Here is a 19,307-nt window from a genome sequence, read left to right as displayed (position 1 = left end):
TTTTATCGGAATCTTCTGTTTTATGAGGTATAAACGCTTATAGTTCTATACGCTTTGTGATAAACTTTGATTATAATAAAGTGATAAAGTCAATATCACAGCTCCATAAAATTACATGATTAAGCATTACATAGGAGGAGTATGTATGTCTAGAATTGAAAAAGCAAACCAAATTATTTCTGATAACAACTTAGATGCATTAGTTGTCTTATCAGATTACAACAGACGTTATTTATCAGGTTTTACTGGCACAAGTGGTGCATTAGTGATTACACCTGAACGTCGTTTTTTAATCACAGATTTCCGTTATATTGATCAAGCAACGAATCAAGCTTCTGAATACGAAATTGTGAATCGTTCTGCCGGTTTAATTGATGAAGTTAAATCTGTACTTGAACAAAACGGTGTCAAAAAAGCTGGATTTGAGGGTCATATGGTCAGCTATGATACTTTCCAACAACTAAATGATTCAGACGTTGAATATCAAAGTGTCGGCAGTGTGATTGAAGACATCAGAGCTATTAAAGATCAATCTGAGATCGATACGATTCAGAAAGCTGCAGAAATTGTTGATGAAGCGTATGAATATATTTTAAGTATTGCGAAAGCAGGTATGACTGAACAAGAATTAAAAGCAGAATTAGAAAGCAAAATGTTAAAATTAGGTGCGAGCGGTCCTTCATTTGATACTATCGTTGCTTCTGGATATCGCGGTGCTTTACCACATGGTGTCGCTAGTGACAAAGTCATTGAAGAAGGTGATTTGATTACTTTAGACTTCGGTGCTTACTATAACGGTTATGTTTCTGATATCACACGTACATTTGCAATTGGTCAACCTGATCCTAAGCTGGTTGAAGCTTATAATATTGTATTAGAAGCACAAAAAGCAGCTGTAGCACAAATTAAAGCAGGCATGACTGGTAAGGAAGCAGATGCTATCGCACGTGATATTATTGCAAGTTATGGCTATGGTGAAAACTTTGGCCACTCAACAGGTCATGGTATTGGATTAGAGATTCATGAACAACCAATGCTTACAAAACAGTCTGATTATGTATTAGTACCTAATAATTGCGTAACTGTAGAACCGGGTATCTATATAGAAGGACTAGGCGGCATTAGAATTGAAGATGATATCTTAATTACAGAAAATGGTAATGAAGTCTTTACTAAATGCACAAAAGACCTTATTATTTTATAATGAAAGCGTATATGAGGAGGAAACTGAATGATTTCGGTTAATGATTTTAAAACAGGTTTAACAATATCTGTTGATAATGGTATTTGGAAAGTTATTGAATTCCAACATGTAAAACCAGGTAAAGGTTCTGCATTTGTTCGTTCTAAATTGAGAAACTTAAGAACTGGTGCAATTCAAGAAAAAACATTCCGCGCAGGTGAAAAAGTAGAACCAGCAATGATTGAAAACCACCGCATGCAATACTTATATGCAGATGGTGACACTCATGTATTCATGGACAATCAATCATTTGAACAAACTGAATTACCTGGAGATTATTTAGAAGACGCATTAAAATACTTGAAAGCTAACATGGAAGTTCAAATTCAAACTTATGAAGGCGAAACAATTGGTTTAGAATTACCAAAAACTGTTGAGCTTACAGTAACAGAAACTGAGCCTGGTATTAAAGGTGATACTGCAACTGGTGCAACTAAATCAGCGACAGTAGAAACTGGATATACGCTAAACGTACCTCTTTTCGTTAACGAAGGAGACGTTCTCGTAATCAACACTGGCGACGGCAGTTACGTTTCAAGAGCCTAAATTTTAAATGACCCCTTTTCTAACATCTAATTCCTTAATGTAAACCAACAAATTTTGGTTGATGGAGTGGATGAATGAAAGGGGTTCTTTTCTTTTGTTATAGTTATTTCACATCACGACAATGTTTAAAGTTACAGTGATATGCTTGAATTGATAATTTCAGTCAAGTAAAATATACAAGAAGAGTAAAATCAATCTGAAGGAGCAGTACTATGAATTTTAAAGAAATCAAGGAATTAATTGAAATACTAGATAATTCAAATCTAACTGAGATTAATATAGAAGATAATAAGGGAAGTATCATTAACTTAAAGAAAGAAAAAGAAAGAGAAATTATTACACCACAGATTTCTCAACAAGCTTACCCTGCACAAGCAGCTGCGCCAGCACCTGTACAAAATGATTCAGCTGTCAGCGAAGGTTCTTCTGCTGCAAATTCAGAAGCTGATCAAGGGAAAACAATTAATGCACCTATGGTAGGAACATTCTATAAATCACCGTCACCAGAAGAAGAAGCTTATGTAAAAGTTGGGGATACTGTTTCAAATGATTCAACAGTATGTATTTTAGAAGCAATGAAATTATTTAATGAAATTCAAGCAGAAGTTTCTGGGGAAATCACTGAAATTTTAGTTGAAGACGGACAAATGGTAGAGTATGGCCAACCGTTATTTAAGGTGAAATAATTATGAAAAAAGTTTTAATTGCTAACCGCGGCGAAATAGCCGTTAGAATCATCAGAGCGTGTAAGGACTTAGGGTTACACACGGTTGCGATTTATTCTGAAGGGGATAAAGAAGCACTACATACTCAAATTGCTGATGAAGCGTACTGTGTGGGTCCAACACAATCTAAAGATTCATATTTAAACATTCCAAATATCTTATCTATCGCTACTTCTACTGGATGTGACGCTGTACATCCGGGTTATGGATTCTTGGCAGAAAATGGGGATTTCGCAGAATTATGCGAAGCATGCCAGCTTAAATTTGTAGGTCCAAGTTATGAATCCATCCAAAAAATGGGGATTAAAGACGTAGCAAAAGATGAAATGATTGCTGCTAATGTTCCAGTGGTACCAGGTAGTGATGGTCTAGTAGATTCAATCGAAGACGCTAAAAAAACTGCAGAAGAAATCGGTTATCCAGTTATCATTAAAGCCACAGCAGGGGGCGGCGGTAAAGGAATCCGTGTAGCAAGAGACGAAAAAGAATTAGAAAACGGATATAAAATGACGCAACAAGAGGCAGAAACTGCTTTTGGTAATGGTGGTCTTTATCTTGAGAAATTCATCGAGAATTTCCGTCATATTGAATTCCAAATTATCGGAGATCAATTTGGCAATGTCATCCAATTAGGTGAACGTGATTGTACAATTCAACGACGCATGCAAAAGTTGGTTGAAGAAGCACCATCACCAATACTAACTCCAGAGAAAAGACATGAAATGGGTCAAGCATCCATTAGAGCAGCCAAAGCCGTTAATTATGAAAATGCAGGAACGATTGAATATATCTACGACCTAGATACTGATGAGTATTACTTTATGGAAATGAATACCAGAATACAGGTTGAACATCCTGTTACAGAAATGGTTACGGGTATTGATTTAGTAAAACTGCAATTACTAGTCGCAATGGGTGAACCATTACCATTTACACAAGATGACATTAAAATTAATGGACATGCGATGGAGTTTCGTATTAATGCCGAAAATCCATATAAAAACTTTATGCCATCACCAGGTAAAATCACACAGTATTTAGCACCAGGAGGCTATGGTGTAAGAATAGAATCAGCATGCTATACAAATTACACAATTCCGCCTTACTATGATTCAATGGTTGCTAAATTAATTGTTCATGAACCAAATCGTGAAGAAACCATTATGGCAGGTTTACGTGCCTTAAGTGAATTCTTAGTTTTAGGCATTGATACAACCATCCCATTCCATATTCGCTTATTACAAAATGATATTTTCAATAGCGGACAGTATAGCACTAAATTCTTAGAACAAAACGACATTATGAAAGAAGATTAGAAGGAGGCATTCTCATGGTAAAAGTATCCGAAGATACACATGCACAATTAGGCAGAGTAGAAATTTCACCAGAAGTTTTAATTTCAATTGCAAGTATTGCGACATCTGAAATCGATGGACTGACTGGACACTTTGCTGAAATTAAAAATGCTTCACCTGAAAAGTTAAATCGTAAAAATTTAACAAAAGGGATTAAACTTGAAACGAAAGATGATGGAATTTATATAGATGTATTCTGTGAGTTTAAGTATGGTATCAACATCTCTCAAACAGCATTGGAAATTCAACAAACAATTTTCAATTCCCTCAGCAATATGACAACTATAGTTCCTAAACAAGTCAACGTTCATATCACACATATTGAAGTTGAAAATAACAAGAAATAAGTAACAAAGGAGCACGCTCAATGAGTCGTAAAGAATCAAGAAGCCAAGCATTTCAAGCATTGTTTCAACTTGAAATGAAGAATACAGATTTATCTATAGATGAAGCCATTAATTTTATTAAAGATGATTATCCGGATTTAGAATTCGATTTCATTCACTGGTTAGTATCAGGCGTAAAGGATCACGAACCTGTGCTTGATCAAAAAATCCAAGAGAATTTAAAAGACTGGAAAATCTCTCGTTTATTAAAGTCAGATAGAATTATTTTAAGAATCGCTGCTTTTGAACTTGATCACAGTGATACACCGCCTAAAGTGGTAATTAATGAAGCTGTAGAACTTGCTAAACAATTCAGTGATGAAGATCATTATCGTTTTATCAACGGTGTATTAAGTAATTTAAATCAATAGGATAGAGTGATACGTATGTCCGATTATTTAAGTGTTACAGCCTTAACTAAATATATAAAATATAAATTCGACCAAGATCCGCACCTGCAATCTGTTTTACTAAAAGGTGAATTGTCTAACTTTAAACGTCACAGCAGTGGCCATCTATACTTTAATTTGAAAGATAACAATAGTGTAGTGAATGCGATGATGTTTAAAGCTCAAGCTGGGAAGCTAGATTTCACACCTAAAGAAGGCGATGAGGTTTTAATAGAGGCACGTGTCAGTGTGTATGAACGACGTGGCAATTATCAAATCTATGTTAATAAAATGCATTTAGACGGTATAGGAAACCTTTATCAGCGTCTAGAAGAATTGAAAAACGCCTTAACGAAACAAGGTTTATTTGACATGAGTCATAAAAAGCCGATTCCAAAGTTCCCTAAAAAAATTGCAGTGCTTACAGCAAGCACAGGTGCAGCAATACGAGACATTCACTCTACAATCAACAGCCGATTCCCGCTCGTTGAACAGATACAAATTAGTACACTCGTTCAAGGTGCTCAAGCCAAAGATGACATTGTAGAAAAATTGAAGTATGCTGATACACTTGGCGCAGATGTCATTATTTTAGGACGTGGCGGCGGTTCTATTGAGGATTTGTGGAATTTTAACGAAGAAGACGTCGTTCGTGCTATTTTCAATACACAGACACCTGTCATTTCGGCTGTTGGCCATGAAACAGACTTTACACTCAGTGACTTTGTAGCTGACGTCAGAGCTGCGACACCGACACAAGCTGCTGTTATTGCGACACCTGATCAAGTAGAATTGACACAGTATATTAAACAAATTGAACTGAGTTTATCAAGACATATCGTCCAATTGATTAATAATAAGAAAAAGCATTTAGAACATGTCGCTTCTTATTATAAATTTAAACAACCCTTTTTGTTATATGATCAACAGATACAGCGACGTGATGAACTTGAAAGACAATTAAGTCTAGTGATGACAAATCAACTTTCACAATTACGTCAACGTATTGATTTATTAAGCAACCGTATCAACACAAGAGATTTACAACAGCGTACAAAACAGGCAATCATAGATAAATCACAATTGGACAAAGTACTCAATAAGTCGATAACGAATATCTTGAATCAGGCTAAGACGAAATTGACACAACGATTAGAAAGCTTAAATAACTTAAGTCCGACAAACACGATGTTGCGCGGCTATACAATTGTTAATAAAGACGATCAAGTGATTACCAGTACGCAATCATTAAAAGCTAATGACCACATCAATCTGACCATGAAAGATGGAGAAGTTGATGCAATAGTTAAGAAAGTTAGGTGCAATATAGATGAGTAATGAGCAAAGTTTCGAAAACATGATGGAAGAATTAGAAAACATTGTCAAAAAATTAGATAACGAAACTGTTTCTTTAGAAGAAGCCTTAGATTTATATCAAAGAGGAATGAAACTTTCTGCATCTTGCGATGAAACACTTAAAAACGCAGAAAAGAAAGTGAACGACCTTATGAAATCTAATGATGGAGAACAAGCTGACGTATCAGGTGAGAATGAAAATGAATAAATTGATTGAAATGATTAACCAACAGCTATTAGAAACGATTCCTAATTCACCGCTTGGCACTAATTTAGAAGAAAGCATGCGTTATTCTCTTGAAGCTGGGGGAAAACGTATTCGTCCAGTATTATTATTAGAAACTTTAAAAATGCTTTCAAAAGATCATGCTTACACGAAGGGTATTCGTACAGCTTTAGCTTTGGAAATGGTGCACACATACTCTCTTATTCATGATGATTTACCTGCTATGGATGATGATGATTATCGTAGGGGGAAATTAACCAACCATAAAGTATATGGTGAATGGAAAGCACTGCTTGCTGGTGATGCGTTATTAACAAAAGCGTTCAATTTAATCAACACAGATACTGCGATTGACGCCGAAACAAAAGTTGCGCTAACGACTCAACTTTCTGATGCAAGTGGACATTTAGGTATGATTGGCGGTCAAACGTTGGATATGGAAAGTGAAAATAAAAAAATTGCTTTAGAAACTTTACAACAAATCCATCGTGAAAAAACGGGTGCATTATTATCTTTTGCGATAAATGCTGGTGCTACTATCGCAAAAGTTGATGCTGAAATATCAGAGATACTTGATACGTATAGTGAACATTTAGGCTTAATTTTCCAAATTAAAGATGATTTATTAGATGTTTATGGTGATGCTGAAAAGTTAGGCAAACCTGTAGGTAGTGATGAGAAGAATCATAAAAGTACATACGTAACTTTACTTGGTTTGGAAGAAACAGAACAACGACTTCAATACCATGTTGCTCAAGCAAATGCATGCTTGAAACAATTATCTGATAAACAATACGATACATCTGAGCTTGAATCATTAACAGAGTTATTCTACAAACGCGATCACTAAAATAATAAGCTGAGTCCTAATTTTACAATTGTGACTTAGCTTATTTCTATTTATAAAGTTTTATAAATATGCACTTGTAATTTGTATAGAAGTTGTGAATTAGATGAAAATCAAAGCATTTTGTGTGAACATGTGATACTATGATTGTATAAATATTCGTAATTTGAGGTGTAAAAAAGTGGCTAAAAAATCAGTAAGACACATAAAAATAAGAGAAATCATATCCACTGAGCAGGTTGAAACTCAAGATGAATTGGTTAAACGTTTAAATCAATTTGATTTGAATGTAACTCAAGCAACCGTTTCAAGAGATATTAAAGAATTACAATTAATCAAAGTACCTGCACCAACAGGACAATACATTTATAGTTTACCTAATGATAGAAAATATCATCCTTTAGAAAAACTTGGACGTTATTTAATGGATTCTTTCGTCAATATAGAAGGAACAGGCAATTTATTAGTACTTAAAACACTTCCAGGTAACGCACAATCTATCGGTGCGATTCTAGACCAAATTGATTGGGATGAAGTACTCGGTACAATTTGCGGCGATGATACATGTTTACTCATTTGTCACGATGAAGAAGCTGCAAATGCAATCAAAACACGTATTTTTAATTTGTTATAAGGAAGCGATGAGCCATGTTACAAACACTAACAATTAAACAGTTTGCTATCATTGATGAATTAGAAATTAACTTTGGAGATGGACTAACCGTATTGAGCGGTGAAACTGGTTCAGGTAAATCTATCATCATCGATGCTATTGGACAGCTTATAGGTATGCGCGCATCTTCAGATTATGTTCGTCATGGCGAAAAGAAAGCAACTATAGAAGGTATCTTTGATATAGATAATAATCCAGAAGTTATCCATACACTCAATGCGTTAGAAGTGGATGCAGACGAAGATTTCTTAATCGTTAAAAGAGAAATCTTCAGTTCAGGTAAAAGCTTATGCAAAGTCAACAATCAAACTGTGACTTTGCATGACTTGCGTTTAATCATGCAAGATTTGCTTGATATCCATGGTCAACATGAAACACAATCATTGTTGAAACAAAAATATCATCTTCAACTGATTGATTCGTATTCTGATGGCAAATATGATGACATATTGAAACAATACCAAAATACCTATCAATCATTTAAAGCGAAAACACATGAACTAAACGAATTAGAATCTGCTGACCAAGCGTTATTACAAAGATTAGACTTAATGAAGTTTCAAGCCGATGAACTGTCAGAAGCGAATCTGCAAGAAGGCGAAATCGAGCAGCTCGAAGCAGATATTAAGCGTATTCAGAATTCTGAAAATTTAAGTTTAGCGTTAAATGCAGCACATGCAACATTAACGGATGAACAAGCAATTCCAGATCGATTATACGAATTAAGTATCCAACTTGCGAACATTGATGAAATTATTCCGAAAAAGTTCACTGAATTAAAAGAACAAGTCGATCAATTTTACTATACGCTTGAAGATGCTAAACATGAGTTATACGATGAACTGTCAAATACTGAATTTGATGAACAATACTTAAACGAATTAGAATCTCGTATGAATTTACTTAATAATCTTAAACGCAAATACGGGAAAGATATCTCAAGTTTAATTCAATATCAGGCAAAATTAGATGACGAAATAAACAAAATAGAAAATTATGAACAAAGTACCGCTAACTTAAAAGAAGAGATTTCACAACTTAAAACACAACTCAGTCAAGAAGGACAAATGCTGTCAAAAGAAAGACGCAAGGTCGCACGCGAATTAAGAGATCATATTGTAGATGAAATCCAAAACTTACAAATGAAAGATGCAAATCTCGAAATCTCATTTAAACCGTTAGACGAACCGAATGCAGAGGGTATTGAAAGAATAGAAATATTAATTAGTCCTAATAAAGGCGAACCTCTAAAAAGTTTAGCAAAAATTGCTTCTGGCGGGGAACTTTCTCGTATCATGTTAGCTTTAAAAAGCATTTTTGTTAAATCAAGAGGCCAAACAGCCATTTTATTTGATGAAGTTGATTCAGGCGTTTCAGGGATTGCTGCACAAAAAATGGCAGAAAAAATGCGTGCCATTTCAGAGTATATTCAAGTGATTTGTATTTCACATTTACCACAAGTTGCATCGATGAGTGATCATCATTTATTAATCAGCAAAGCATCACAAGACGATAGAACAACGACACATGTTGAAGAACTTACTGGCGATAATCGTATAGATGAAGTTGCAAGAATGATTTCTGGAGCGAACGTTACGAAATTGACTAGAGAAAATGCTAAAGAAATGATTGAACAAAACCACGCGTTGTAATTGATTTAAAATGAGAGGGGATTAGCTATGGAATTTGAAACACTGATTTCTAATACCAAGACCTTACAAGGTAACATTGGTGTTTTATTTGCGAATGACGAGAAGACAATAGCCGCAATTGTACAATTGCTAAAACAGACAGAATGTCATGTAACGCTCTATGGTACTAAAGATCCAACTGAATTAATACGTTCATTCAATATTGAAGGTGAATTGCTTAATCGAATTCACTTACGAACATTCGAAGAACGTGAGGACGTATTTACAAAATGTGCAGATGACTTAGATTCAAAGATTATTCAGGTTTTGATGAAAGGTAATTTGCCTTCATCTGAAATTTTATCTTTTGTTTTGAGACATAAAACATTTATGGATGACCGACGATTTTTAAATCATGTTGCATGTTTTGATATTCCTTCTTATCACAAAATGTTGATGATTAGTGATGTCGCTTTAAACGTAAAGCCGAGTATTGACGACCGCATCCATATGATAGAGAATATTGAAACCTTTGCGAAACAAATTGGTTATGAAACTTTAAATGTTGGTTTACTTTCATCTTTAGAGCATCCTACGACTAAAATCCCTTCATCTGTTGATGCTGCAGAAATTGCTGCACATTTTAAACAACACACATTTTTAAATGTAGAAGGGCCTTTTGCGTTCGATAATGCGATTGATAAAGAAAGTGCTATTGAGAAAGGCATTGAATCCGATATTGCAGGGGATGTTGATGTTTTAATAGTTCCACACTTAGATGTTGGTAATACTTTATACAAATCATTGACTTATTTTGCACATGCACAAACAGCAAATTTAATTTTAGGTTCCAAATTCCCGATTGTTTTAACCTCTCGTGCAGATTCAATACAAAATAAAGTGAATTCTGCTATTTTAGCATTGCATACATTATAATATGTTGATGAAAAAAGTTCTTCTTATTTAAAATAGAAGAGCTTTTTTCATGAAATTTAACTCTATGATAGTAACATTTGCTTACTTTTATAGGAGATTACTTTTAATTGAATACTAGATTAAGGTAAAATATAAAGGGTAGTTTTGAGAATGCATGAATACTGCATCATGAAAGAAATATTAAGCAGGTGAAAGATATGACCAATATTTTAATCATAAATTTAGGGAGTACCTCATCAAAAGTCGGCTTTTTTCAAAATGAAACATGTATATCAATAGAAACGATTCAACATGATTTGAACATTTCACAAAAGCCGCTTCTTGAACAGCAATCCTATCGAATCGATACCATTAAATCATTTATAGAAGCAAACACACCCGGTATGGAAAGCATAGATGCCATCGCATGTCGCGGTGGCTTACTAAAACCTATCGCAGGTGGCACATATCAAGTGAACACCAAAATGTATGAAGATTTAACATCGTTCAAATATGGTGAACACGCTTCAAATTTAAGCGGTATTATCGGGTATAAATTAGGAGCGTTATTAAAAGTCCCTGTATTTATTGTTGATCCTGTCGTGGTTGATGAATTAATGGATATCGCCAGACTAACAGGGATTAAAGGGATACAGCGCAGAAGTGTGTTCCATGCGTTAAATCAAAAAGCCGTTGCACGTCAATATGCGAAATCTATTCATTCAACTTATGATAAGGTTAATGTCATAGTTGTACATATGGGCGGCGGCATTACAGTGGGTGCACATAAGCATGGTAAAGTAGTAGATGTGAATGAAGGTTTATATGGTGAAGGTCCAATGAGTCCAGAGCGGGCTGGAAGTATTCCCAATGAGTTGCTTTATGAATTTGGGATGCAACATCAATTTTCACTTGAACAACTCAAGCACTTTATCAGCAAACAAGCAGGCATCATCAATCTATGTTCAACTAACAGCATCAAACAACTAGTTGAACAATATGAAAGCAACACAGAAATTAAATTAATTTTAGACTCCATGATTTATCAAATCGCTAAAACAATAGGTGAAAGAGCAGTCGTCTTTAAAGGTGATATCGATCAAATCATTATCACAGGCGGGATTGCGTACAGTCCATTGATTACAAGTAAGATACAAGCATACGTTGAGTGGATTGCACCTGTCAGTGTTTATCCAGGCGAGTTAGAAATGGAAGCACTCGCAACTCAAGTTTACGAAGCTGTTCATTTAAGAGAAGAAGTAAAAATATATAGTTAGGAGATCAACTATGGCAGAAGAACAATATGATTTAGTTATTCTAGGTGGCGGAACTGCAGGGTATGTTGCAGGTATTCGCGCATCTCAATTAGGTAAAAAAGTCGCGATTGTAGAAAATCAATTACTCGGTGGCACATGTCTGCATAAAGGATGTATTCCTACTAAAGCTCTATTAAAGTCAGCTGAAGTATTACATACAGTAAAACATGCTGGGGCATATGGCATTGAAACAGATGCGTTTAATTTAAATTATGACAAAGTTTTCGAACGAAAAAATGATATCGTTGCCCAAATGCATACAGGTGTAAAGCACTTAATGCAACATAACCACATCGATATTTATAATGGGACTGGACGTATCTTAGGTTCGTCTATCTTCTCACCGCAACCAGGCACAATTTCCGTCGAATATGAAGATGGAACTTCTGAACTGATTCCAAATGATTACGTGTTAATTGCTACAGGGTCAAGACCTGCAAAGTTACCATTCTTGTCATTTGATCATCAGGTTGTACTTTCAAGTACAGATATTCTAAAAATGACGAAGTTGCCTAAATCTATTGCGATTATTGGTGGCGGCGTTATCGGCATGGAATTTGCCTCATTATTAAATGATTTTGGTGTAGAAGTAACAGTTATTGAAGCAGGGGAACGCATCTTGCCTGCTGAAAATAAATCAGTCACACAAACTTTAAAGAAACATTTAACTGATAGAGGCGTACAAATTCATGAACAAGTCCAACTATCAAAAGAGCATATTCAACTTAATGAAGATTCAGCTGAAGTCAAAATAGGTGATGATTCTGTTCAAGTCGACAACATTTTATTAGCAGTAGGTCGTAAACCAAATACAGATGATATCGGCTTGAATAATACTAAAATCAAATTAGATGACAAAGGTTTTATTGAAGTCAATGACAAACAGCAAACTAACGAACAACATATTTATGCTGCAGGAGATTGTATCGGAAAACTGCAACTCGCACATGCAGGCTCTAAAGAAGGTACAACAGCTGTAGAAGCAATGTTTGAAGAATCAGTAATCCCAGTTGATTATAATGCAATTCCAAAATGTGTCTATACTTACCCAGAAATCGCTTCAATCGGTATGAATGTAGAACAAGCAAAAGCAGCAAACTATAAAAAAGCACGTAGCTTTAAAGTTCCATTTAAAGCGATTGGCAAAGCTGTCATTGAAGATGCTAATCAACAAGATGGCTTTTGTGAAGTGGTTGTAGACCAAGAAACAGATTCTGTATTAGGATTAAGTATGATTGGTCCACATGTAACTGAGTTAATCAATGAAGTGGCATTACTTCAATTTATGAATGGATCTACGCTTGAATTAGGACTTACAACACATGCGCATCCTTCATTATCAGAAGTTTTAATGGAAGCTGGACTTAAAGCAGCAAAACGCTCTGTTCATGCGTAATATGAGGAGGAAATAAAAATGATGGATTATAAATCTGCCGGTCTGACCGAAAATGATTTAAAAGAAATGTATAAATGGATGGATCTTGGCCGCAAATTAGATGAGAGAATGTGGCTCTTAAACCGTGCAGGCAAAATTCCTTTCGTTATTAGTTGCCAAGGTCAAGAAGCAGCACAAATCGGTATGGCATTTGCGATGGAAAAAGGCGATGTTTCTGCACCATATTATCGTGATTTAGCATTAATCACATATCTAGGTATTACTCCGACTGAAACAATGATGTCAGCTTTCGGCAAAAAAGGTGATATCAACTCAGGAGGTAAACAAATGCCTTCACACTATAGTAAAAAATCTGTTGGTATCCTATCACAAAGTTCACCAGTAGGAACACAAGTCTTACAAGGTGTCGGTGCAGCGTTAGCACTGAAAATGGATCGTAAACCAAACATTGCGATGGCAACATTAGGTGAAGGTACATCAAACCAAGGTGACTTCCATGAAGGACTTAACTTTGCGGGTGTCCAAAAACTGCCATTCATCTGTGTTATCGAAAATAATGAGTATGCGATTTCAGTACCAACACACTTACAATATGCTGCAGAAAAACTTTCTGATCGTGCATTAGGTTATGGTATCCATGGTGAAAGAGTAGATGGCAACGACCCGATTGCCATGTATAAAGCGATGCATGAAGCACGTGAAAGAGCTTTAAATGGTGAAGGTTCTACTTTAATAGAGGCAATGTGTACTAGAATGACGGCACACTCTTCTGATGACGATGATCAATATCGTAGTCCTGAGATCAGAGAAGGATTGAAATCTCAAGATTGCAACATCAAATTTAAAGCACATTTAATGGATTTAGGCATTGTTGACCAAGCTTGGTTCGATGAAATTGAAAAAGAGAATAAAGCGACAGTCAATAAAGCAACAAAAGAAGCAGAAGCTTCTCCTTATCCAGATCCAAGTGAAACGTATACATTTGTTTATGAAGAGGGAGGGCTTGAATAATGGCGAAATTAACTTACTTAGCCGCAATTAAACAAGCAATAGATCAAGCGATGGAGAAAGACGAGAATGTCTTTGTTTTAGGTGAAGATGTCGGTAAAAAAGGCGGCGTATTCGGTGTAACTTTAGGATTACAAGAAAAATACGGGATTGAACGTGTGATTGATACACCGTTAGCTGAATCAAATATTGTCGGTACAGCAATTGGTGCCTCAATGTTAGGTAAACGCCCTATTGCTGAAATTCAATTTGCGGAATATATTTTACCAGCAACGAACCAAATTATGAGTGAAGCTGCTAAAATGCGCTATCGTTCAAATAATGATTGGAATTCACCAATCACAATTCGCGCACCATTCGGCGGTGGTATACATGGTGCTTTATATCATTCTCAAAGTATTGAGAGTGTCTTTGCCTCTACACCAGGTTTAACAATAGTTATTCCATCTACACCGTATGATGCGAAAGGATTACTTTTAGCTGCTGTAGAATCAAACGACCCTGTGCTTTATTTCGAACATAAGAAAGCCTATCGTTTACTTAAAGAAGAGGTGCCAGAGGAATATTATACGGTACCGTTAGGTAAGGCAGATGTAAAACGTGAAGGCAATGATATTACAGTCTTTACTTATGGTCTATGCGTTAATTACAGTTTACAAGCCGCAGATGTTCTAGCAGAAGAGGGTATAGATGTAGAAGTTGTAGACTTACGAACGGTCTATCCATTAGACAAAGAAACAATTATTGAACGTGCTAAACGTACAGGTAAGATTTTACTCGTAACTGAAGATAATCTTGAAGGTAGCATTATGTCAGAAGTCGCAGCAATTATTGCTGAAAATTGTTTATTCGATTTAGATGCACCAATTATGCGTTTAGCAGGTCCAGATGTTCCATCTATGCCATTCTCACCACCATTAGAAGATGAATTCATGATGAATCCGGACAAAATCAAAGCGAAAATGTTAGAACTTGCACGTTTTTAAAATATAGGAGGCTTATCAAATGGAAATCAAAATGCCGAAACTCGGAGAAAGTGTCCATGAAGGTACAATAGAACAGTGGTTAGTAGCAGTCGGCGACACTATTGAAGAATACGAGCCTATTTGTGAGGTTATTACAGATAAAGTCACAGCTGAAGTACCCTCAACTGAAGCAGGGACAATTACAAAAATTTTGGTTGAAGCTGGAGAAACGATCAGTGTTGGCACACCAATTTGTGAAATTGAAGTAGAAGGTGCGTCAGAAGAAGGTTCAGTGGCCAAATCAGAACAACAACCAACTTCAGATGTAGAGACAACTGAAAATCAAACAACAGAACCACAAGCTGAAGCTAAACAAAGTTCAAATCAGCCATTAAACAATGGCAGATATTCACCTGTTGTCTTCAAATTAGCATCTGAACATCAAATTGATCTAACACAAGTAAAAGGAACAGGCTTCGATGGACGCGTCACTAAAAAAGATGTAGAATATGCGATTGCACATCCAGAATCTGTATCAACACAAGCTGCGTCAACATCAACGCAAAGTGAACCTACAAACGAAATCGAACATCAACCATCTGCTTCACCAAAACAATCTGATGTTCCAGCAGATTCTGTACCAGTGAATGGTGTCCGTAAAGCGATTGCTAAACATATGGTTCAAAGTGTATCAGAAATTCCACACGCATGGATGATGATTGAAACTGATGCGACAAACTTAGTTAAAACAAGAAATCACTATAAAAAACAATTTAAAGAAAAAGAAGGTTATAACTTAACTTTCTTCGCATTCTTTGTCAAAGCAGTTGCGGAAGCATTAAAAGAATTCCCAATGTTGAACAGTAGTTGGCAAGGTTCTGAAATCAAAGTGCATAAAGATATCAATATCTCAATTGCAGTTGCGGTTGAAGACAAATTATTTACTCCTGTTATCCATCATGCTGATGAAAAATCAATTAAAGGTATTGCGCGTGAAATTAATGAATTAGCACAAAAAGCACGTCAAAACAAGTTAACGCAAGCTGACTTACAAGGCGGTACATTTACTGTCAATAATACAGGTACTTTTGGTTCGGTCTCATCAATGGGTATTATCAACCATCCGCAAGCTGCTATTTTACAAGTAGAATCTATTGTGAAAAAACCAGTCGTTATTGACGATATGATTGCGATTCGCAATATGGTCAACCTATGTATTTCAATTGACCATCGAATTTTAGATGGCTTGCAAGCAGGACGTTTCATGAACACAATTAAAAATAGAATCGAACAATATACAATCGAACACACACATATTTATTAATCTGTTCTATCCATTAAAGTTTATCCTGTTGAAGATTACTAAATTAATTAGTAGAATAAAATAGAACGTTATTAAGAACTGAAAGGTGATTTCGATATGGATTTAAATTTCGATTTATATATGAACGATGTTGTTGAACAAGCACGTAAAGAGATTGAAAATGCAGGTTATGAACAACTTACAACACCAGAAGAAGTAGATGCTGTTTTAAAACAAGACGGTACAACACTTGTAATGATTAACTCAGTTTGTGGTTGTGCAGGCGGCATTGCACGTCCAGCTGCTGAACATTCTTTACATTACGACAAGCTTCCTGACCGTTTGGTTTCAGTATTTGCTGGTCAAGATAAAGAAGCAACACAACAAGCAAGAGATTATTTTGAAGGTTATGCACCATCAAGTCCATCATTCGCGCTCGTAAAAGATGGTAAAATTGCTGAAATGATTGAACGTCATCAAATCGAAGGCCATGATATTATGGATGTTATTACACAACTTCAAAATTTATTCGAAAAATATTGTGAAGAACGATAAGAGGTAAGCAGATGAAGCGTTTTAATCCCTATAAAATAGGATTTAGAACGATAAAGACTGCTGTAGGAATGGCACTTGGAATAATTATTGCCAAATTAATTGGTTTAGATAATTTTTCTTCAAGTGCCATTTTAGTTGTTTTGTGTATTAAACATACTAAAGTACATTCCCTACAAGCAATTGTTTCTCGTTTTGTATCCTGTATTCTTATCTTAATATTAGGATCCGTTGTTTTTAGTATGCTTGGTCAAAATGCAATTGTATTAGGTTTAATCGTGTTATTCTTCATACCTTTAACAGTCGTTTTAGGCGTACAAGAGGGTATTATCACAAGCTGCGTTATCTTATTACATGTGTTTAACGCTAAAGTGATTGATTTACATCTATTTATTAATGAAGTGTTACTGTTAATTGTCGGCTTAGGTATCGCTTTTATTATGAATCTAATTATGCCAAGCCTTGATAAACAATTGAAGGAATACAAACATAAAATAGAGAAACAATTTACCAATACTTTCGATATATTTAGTAAATCATGTTTTGATGTAGATTATCCAATTGATGTGCCGCTTAAAAAAATAGAATTGGAAATTCAGAAGGCCAAGTCTTACGCATTCAGAGATGTAAAAAATCATTTTGTTCGTAATGAAAACTCTTACTATCATTATTTTGATATGAGAGAGGAACAATTAGAAATCATTGAACGTATTGAACACTTATTAAAAAATATCAAATCAGAAGATAAAATCATGCATCGATTAGGCAACCTCTTTGCTGAGATAGCTACAAATGTTAATAGTAATGATTATACTGCGATACGACTGTACTCACTTTATGATTTACATATTGATCTTTATGATCAATCTTTGCCTCAGTCCAAAGAGGCTTTAATCAATCGTGCTAATGAAATACAAATTGTAAGTGAACTTGAGCGTTATTTACAAATCAAATCTCATTTTGGATCGTTAAAACTTTATGATGAAATATAAAAAAGCGAGGGTGATCATTTTCATAGATCATCCTCGTTTTCTCTTACTGCATTAATGGCGCTAAACTTGATAATATAAGTGCAACGATTACCGCTACTAACATAACGATAATAACGATTTTTGAAACTTTTCCTTTGAACACGTTATTCTCCTCCAGATAAACTTTCTTCTTAATTGTAAATATAGTACATTATTTTAAATCAATATGGTACTGTTTTCAACGTAACGCTTACAAATTATTATATCATGATTTTAACCTATTTTTTGAACATATATGTTTTACAAAGTACATAAATCGTATACACTAAATATAGTAGTAGGAAGGGGTTAAAATATGATTAACGAACAACGTTTACTAGAAACATTTTTAGAATTGGTACAAATTGACTCTGAAACCGGTCATGAAGAAATTATACAGCCAATTCTTAAAGAGAAGTTTGAAAATTTAGGTTTAACAGTAAAAGAAGATCATGCAAGTGAGCAACCTGGTTTAGGTGCTAATAACTTAATCTGTACACTTGCAGCAACAGAAAATCAAAATAAAACCCAAAAAATTTATTTTACAAGCCATATGGACACTGTTGCCCCAGGGATTGGTGTTAAACCTATCGTCAAAGATGACGGGTATATTTATTCAGATGGTACAACTGTATTAGGTGCAGATGATAAAGCTGGTTTAGCAGCATTATTTGAATTAATCCATGTTTTAAATGAGAATGAAATCCCACACGGCCAAATTCAATTTGTTATTACAGTCGGTGAAGAATCTGGCTTATTAGGTGCGAAAGCACTTGATCCTAAATTGTTAGATGCGAAATTCGGATATGCGGTAGATGCTAGTGCTCCGATTGGTACGACTGTATTAGGCGCACCAACACAAATGAAGTTAAGTGCTGTGATTCATGGTAAAAAAGCACATGCAAGTACGCCAGATAAAGGCGTAAGCGCCATTAATATTGCTGCGAAAGCAGTCAGCAAAATGAAGTTGGGTAAAATTGACCATGAAACTACCGCAAATATTGGTAGCTTTACTGGAGGCTCCGCAACCAATATCGTCGCTGATGAAGTGACACTTCACGCTGAAGCACGCTCACATGATAGCGATAAAATTAATGCCCAAATCAACCATATGAAACAAGTATTTGAAGAAACAGCAGAAGCATATGGCTGTTCTGCTGATGTCATTACTAGTACAAGTTATCAAGGATTTAAAGTTGCAGAAGATGCAGAAGTTACACATTATGCCGTAAAAAGTGCACAAAGCTTAGGATTAAGCGGTAACACTGTTGTTGCTGGCGGTGGATCTGACGGAAACATTATCAATACACTTGGCATACCAACTGTGATTATAGGTATTGGTTATCAAAATATCCATACTACTGAAGAAAGAATGGAAATTAAATCATTGAATCTATTAGCGGAACAATTACTTAAAATCGTAGAATTAACTAGCGCTTGATTTTAAGCGTGAAAGAGTGAGCAG

Annotated in this window: 20 protein-coding genes; all 20 read left to right on the top strand. The window is 35.3% G+C overall.

The window, feature by feature from the left end; all coding sequences use genetic code 11:
- Positions 1 to 145: 145 nt before the first annotated feature.
- Entirely contained in the window at positions 146 to 1,204 is a 1,059-nt protein-coding gene (locus ACFCT9_RS03235) for a M24 family metallopeptidase (protein WP_412520808.1), read from the top strand.
- 27 nt (positions 1,205 to 1,231) lie between these two features.
- Positions 1,232 to 1,789, top strand: coding sequence for an elongation factor P (gene efp / locus ACFCT9_RS03230; RefSeq protein WP_412520806.1), 558 nt, complete (start codon positions 1,232 to 1,234; stop codon positions 1,787 to 1,789).
- Positions 1,790 to 2,001: 212 nt separating this feature from the next.
- Complete coding sequence (gene accB, locus ACFCT9_RS03225; protein WP_412520804.1) at positions 2,002 to 2,475, top strand: acetyl-CoA carboxylase biotin carboxyl carrier protein; 474 nt, start codon at positions 2,002 to 2,004, stop codon at positions 2,473 to 2,475.
- 2 nt (positions 2,476 to 2,477) lie between these two features.
- Positions 2,478 to 3,830: an acetyl-CoA carboxylase biotin carboxylase subunit gene (gene accC / locus ACFCT9_RS03220; RefSeq protein WP_412520802.1), complete on the top strand. Its 1,353-nt coding sequence runs from the start codon at positions 2,478 to 2,480 to the stop codon at positions 3,828 to 3,830.
- A 14-nt stretch (positions 3,831 to 3,844) separates the two neighbouring features.
- The gene (locus ACFCT9_RS03215; RefSeq protein WP_412520800.1) at positions 3,845 to 4,216 is read left to right on the top strand and encodes an Asp23/Gls24 family envelope stress response protein; all 372 of its coding nucleotides are present in this window, start codon (positions 3,845 to 3,847) and stop codon (positions 4,214 to 4,216) included.
- Between the two features lie 20 nt (positions 4,217 to 4,236).
- Positions 4,237 to 4,626, top strand: a complete 390-nt coding sequence (gene nusB / locus ACFCT9_RS03210; RefSeq protein ID WP_412520798.1) for a transcription antitermination factor NusB — start codon at positions 4,237 to 4,239, stop codon at positions 4,624 to 4,626.
- 15 nt (positions 4,627 to 4,641) lie between these two features.
- Positions 4,642 to 5,982 carry an exodeoxyribonuclease VII large subunit gene (gene xseA / locus ACFCT9_RS03205; RefSeq protein WP_412520796.1) on the top strand — a complete coding sequence of 447 codons (1,341 nt, stop codon included), beginning with the start codon at positions 4,642 to 4,644 and terminating at the stop codon, positions 5,980 to 5,982.
- The gene (locus ACFCT9_RS03200) at positions 5,975 to 6,208 is read left to right on the top strand and encodes an exodeoxyribonuclease VII small subunit (RefSeq protein WP_412520794.1); all 234 of its coding nucleotides are present in this window, start codon (positions 5,975 to 5,977) and stop codon (positions 6,206 to 6,208) included. Before xseA ends, ACFCT9_RS03200 begins: the two co-directional genes overlap by 8 nt.
- Positions 6,201 to 7,076: a polyprenyl synthetase family protein gene (locus tag ACFCT9_RS03195; RefSeq protein WP_412520792.1), complete on the top strand. Its 876-nt coding sequence runs from the start codon at positions 6,201 to 6,203 to the stop codon at positions 7,074 to 7,076. The genes ACFCT9_RS03200 and ACFCT9_RS03195 overlap by 8 nt, the downstream gene beginning before the upstream one ends.
- Before the next feature lie 178 nt (positions 7,077 to 7,254).
- Positions 7,255 to 7,707 carry a transcriptional regulator AhrC/ArgR gene (ahrC, locus tag ACFCT9_RS03190; protein ID WP_412520790.1) on the top strand — a complete coding sequence of 151 codons (453 nt, stop codon included), beginning with the start codon at positions 7,255 to 7,257 and terminating at the stop codon, positions 7,705 to 7,707.
- A gap of 14 nt (positions 7,708 to 7,721) precedes the next feature.
- Positions 7,722 to 9,398 carry a DNA repair protein RecN gene (gene recN, locus ACFCT9_RS03185; protein WP_412520788.1) on the top strand — a complete coding sequence of 559 codons (1,677 nt, stop codon included), beginning with the start codon at positions 7,722 to 7,724 and terminating at the stop codon, positions 9,396 to 9,398.
- Between the two features lie 27 nt (positions 9,399 to 9,425).
- Positions 9,426 to 10,313, top strand: a complete 888-nt coding sequence (locus ACFCT9_RS03180) for a phosphate acyltransferase (protein ID WP_412520786.1) — start codon at positions 9,426 to 9,428, stop codon at positions 10,311 to 10,313.
- Positions 10,314 to 10,510: 197 nt separating this feature from the next.
- A complete protein-coding gene (gene buk / locus ACFCT9_RS03175; RefSeq protein ID WP_412520784.1) occupies positions 10,511 to 11,569 on the top strand; it encodes a butyrate kinase in 1,059 nt (352 codons plus the stop codon).
- Between the two features lie 10 nt (positions 11,570 to 11,579).
- Positions 11,580 to 13,004, top strand: a complete 1,425-nt coding sequence (gene lpdA, locus ACFCT9_RS03170; protein WP_412520782.1) for a dihydrolipoyl dehydrogenase — start codon at positions 11,580 to 11,582, stop codon at positions 13,002 to 13,004.
- Positions 13,005 to 13,022: 18 nt separating this feature from the next.
- Positions 13,023 to 14,015: a thiamine pyrophosphate-dependent dehydrogenase E1 component subunit alpha gene (locus tag ACFCT9_RS03165; RefSeq protein WP_412520780.1), complete on the top strand. Its 993-nt coding sequence runs from the start codon at positions 13,023 to 13,025 to the stop codon at positions 14,013 to 14,015.
- Complete coding sequence (locus ACFCT9_RS03160) at positions 14,015 to 14,998, top strand: alpha-ketoacid dehydrogenase subunit beta (RefSeq protein ID WP_412520778.1); 984 nt, start codon at positions 14,015 to 14,017, stop codon at positions 14,996 to 14,998. Before ACFCT9_RS03165 ends, ACFCT9_RS03160 begins: the two co-directional genes overlap by 1 nt.
- 19 nt (positions 14,999 to 15,017) lie before the next feature.
- The gene (locus ACFCT9_RS03155; protein WP_412520776.1) at positions 15,018 to 16,301 is read left to right on the top strand and encodes a dihydrolipoamide acetyltransferase family protein; all 1,284 of its coding nucleotides are present in this window, start codon (positions 15,018 to 15,020) and stop codon (positions 16,299 to 16,301) included.
- A gap of 96 nt (positions 16,302 to 16,397) precedes the next feature.
- Positions 16,398 to 16,835, top strand: coding sequence for a bacilliredoxin BrxB (gene brxB, locus ACFCT9_RS03150; protein WP_412520774.1), 438 nt, complete (start codon positions 16,398 to 16,400; stop codon positions 16,833 to 16,835).
- Between the two features lie 11 nt (positions 16,836 to 16,846).
- The gene (locus ACFCT9_RS03145; RefSeq protein ID WP_412520772.1) at positions 16,847 to 17,824 is read left to right on the top strand and encodes an aromatic acid exporter family protein; all 978 of its coding nucleotides are present in this window, start codon (positions 16,847 to 16,849) and stop codon (positions 17,822 to 17,824) included.
- Positions 17,825 to 18,158: 334 nt separating this feature from the next.
- Complete coding sequence (locus ACFCT9_RS03140; protein ID WP_412520770.1) at positions 18,159 to 19,283, top strand: M20/M25/M40 family metallo-hydrolase; 1,125 nt, start codon at positions 18,159 to 18,161, stop codon at positions 19,281 to 19,283.
- Positions 19,284 to 19,307 lie beyond the last annotated feature (24 nt).

It is taken from the genome of Staphylococcus simulans (assembly GCF_047037175.1).
GTDB classification, from domain to species: Bacteria; Bacillota; Bacilli; order Staphylococcales; family Staphylococcaceae; genus Staphylococcus; species Staphylococcus simulans_C.
Note: the sequence above shows the minus strand (reverse complement) of the source record. Positions and strands in the feature narration are given on the sequence as shown.